At 30.8% G+C, this 2,111-nt stretch carries 4 protein-coding genes; all 4 read right to left on the bottom strand.

Going from position 1 to position 2,111, the window contains the following annotated elements; genetic code table 11:
• Positions 1 to 183: 183 nt before the first annotated feature.
• On the bottom strand, positions 184 to 585 hold the full coding sequence (locus tag SD31_RS16265; protein WP_262506641.1) for a sigma-70 family RNA polymerase sigma factor: 402 nt from the start codon (positions 583 to 585) through the stop codon (positions 184 to 186).
• A 458-nt stretch (positions 586 to 1,043) separates the two neighbouring features.
• A complete protein-coding gene (locus SD31_RS12955; protein ID WP_039054442.1) occupies positions 1,044 to 1,436 on the bottom strand; it encodes a hypothetical protein in 393 nt (130 codons plus the stop codon).
• A complete protein-coding gene (locus SD31_RS16720; RefSeq protein WP_156138362.1) occupies positions 1,405 to 1,668 on the bottom strand; it encodes a hypothetical protein in 264 nt (87 codons plus the stop codon). The genes SD31_RS12955 and SD31_RS16720 overlap by 32 nt, the downstream gene beginning before the upstream one ends.
• A 269-nt stretch (positions 1,669 to 1,937) precedes the next feature.
• Positions 1,938 to 2,111: IS3 family transposase (locus SD31_RS21415; RefSeq protein ID WP_039054441.1), on the bottom strand; the 174-nt coding region annotated here is incomplete at its 5' end.

The raw sequence follows: 2,111 nt of genomic DNA, 5'->3' as shown, positions 1-2,111 counted from the left end.
AAGCACCTGCAGCTACAGAAGAAGCAGTCCTGCTACTGAAGAAGAAAAAGAAAGAATTAARGATTTTGATTTCTTAAGATAAAAGTACYAWRMCTATCGAAAGATAGGCTTTTTTGTTTTAAGTAGATTTGCTATATATTTAAAAGGCTAATAAGGCTAAGAATAATGATGCCTAAGGCAATGTCATGCTCTTTGACCAGATAAGTGCGTATGGTTTTCATTGTCCAATGACATGTGTTCTTTCACCGTGTTGGGTGATATGTCCAGTCTTTCAGCTATTTCCTGATAGCTCAGGCCTTCTTCTCGGGACAGTTTGAAAATCTTTTGGCGCTGTGGCGGTAACTGCATTATCGCCAAGCGGTATATCTTTTCGTATTCGAGGTTGGCCAGACAATCTTCCCCTTCCACCACATAACTTTCTGTTTTGCTCTTTTGGATTTCCTCTTCAATGCTTAATTTCCTGAGGCGCTCCCTATAATATTTGTAGATTTCATTTCTCGTAATCCGAAAGAGGTAATTTTCAACTTTATGGTATACGGAGATGCGTTCTTTAGCGTTCCAGAGATTGAGGAATGAATCATGGATTATCGTCTAACGTCCCAGGGCTTTGTGAAGTTGCAGGATTTTAGCAACTACCATTACAAATATAAACTAAATTTTGCTTTGAAAAACAGAAATTGCAGATACAAACTGTACCTGCAATTTCACAAAACCCTTGTTATGCCACGTTATAATTATGCTATAAATATTCGAGTAATAAAATTATAAGCAAAAAATTGACTATTGCTCTTACAATTATAAATGAAATTATTTTTGTAAAATTTTCTAAATTTCTTTTATTTTTTAACGCCATAAATAGCGTAAAAAAGATAAGAATTAAATTGATTATAATGAAAATTAATAATAAACACGCAAAAATGTTATGTAAGTCAAATCTATAAATTATAAAATACAATATGTAAATTAATACTGTAAATATGCTTGTATTAGCATTCCATATAGATATTGAGTTTTTTGAAAAAGAATTTAACATATATTATAGTTTAATTACCATAATAACAATCAGCAAAATCCATAACCATAAGCCCAACACCAATCCAGCCTAGATATCTACGTCCAATTAATCTTAAAGCACCGATTGTCGTTTCAACTGTTCCTAATGCAGCTGTATTTGAAATTAAATCATATATAGCAGTTATACCAACAGCAGCACTTAAACAAGCACGAATTCTTGGATCCATTCTCATCATTTGTGGGGCATAAGCTGTGCTCATAGCAAATGATAATTCTGCTAATTGTTTTTTATCAAGATTTAATAATTCAGCTTGTTCTGCGGGAGTTAAGTTGTCAAACTCTCCAGATTCCTCCAAATAATTAATCATTTCAGAATGTAATTCTTCTCCATTATTTACAAGTGGTTCTAATAATACTTGCATTTCTTCTTCTTGCAGTTCTTGAGTCTATCCTTTTGGTAGAAATTTCTTTTTGATAACTAATAATTCTTTGAGAAATAAGTTTCATTTCATCAAATTTCAAAACTTTTTTTGACAAGTCTAATTTATTTTCGTTTGTTGAAATTTCATCACCATTCGTACAAGATATAAATAAACTTGATGTTAAAAGTGATGTTATTAATACAAAAATTGATATTTTTTTTAATTGATTCATTTTTTTAAATTTTTTTATTTAATGTTAATTATGATAATGTCAGGTGATTTACATATTTTTCGAGTAATTTATCTGAGTCACCTAATAAATTACTCACTTAATTCGGAAAGATTTTTTATCTTTTTCTCATTGAAGAGGTAAAAGCTGAAGCACCTGCAGCTACAGAAGAAGCAGCTCCTGCTACTGAAGAGAAAAAAGAAGATTAAGGATTTTGATTTTCTAAGATAAAAAGCCTATCGAATGGACTGCCCCCAAAAAGTTGGACGAATTTATGCAATATTTTTGATATGATGAGCTCGGTATTCTACCGGGCTCATTCCATTTAAATTAGTTCTTATTCCTTTGTCGTTGTAATATTTAATATATTCTATAATATCCTTAGTTAATTCCAGTATTGACCTATATTTCTTTAAATAAACAACTCTATTTAGTACCCAAAAAGT

This window comes from Sphingobacterium sp. T2, assembly GCF_000814685.1.
GTDB lineage: Bacteria > Bacteroidota > Bacteroidia > Sphingobacteriales > Sphingobacteriaceae > Sphingobacterium > Sphingobacterium thermophilum.
This window is presented reverse-complemented; position numbering and strand designations above follow the sequence as displayed.

Excerpts from the sequence above, each read along its gene's own strand:
- SD31_RS12955 (WP_039054442.1), bottom strand. The coding sequence starts at position 1,436 with ATGCAAGTATTATTAGAACCACTTGTAAATAATGGAGAAGAATTACAT.
- SD31_RS16720 (WP_156138362.1), bottom strand. The coding sequence starts at position 1,668 with ATGAATCAATTAAAAAAAATATCAATTTTTGTATTAATAACATCACTT.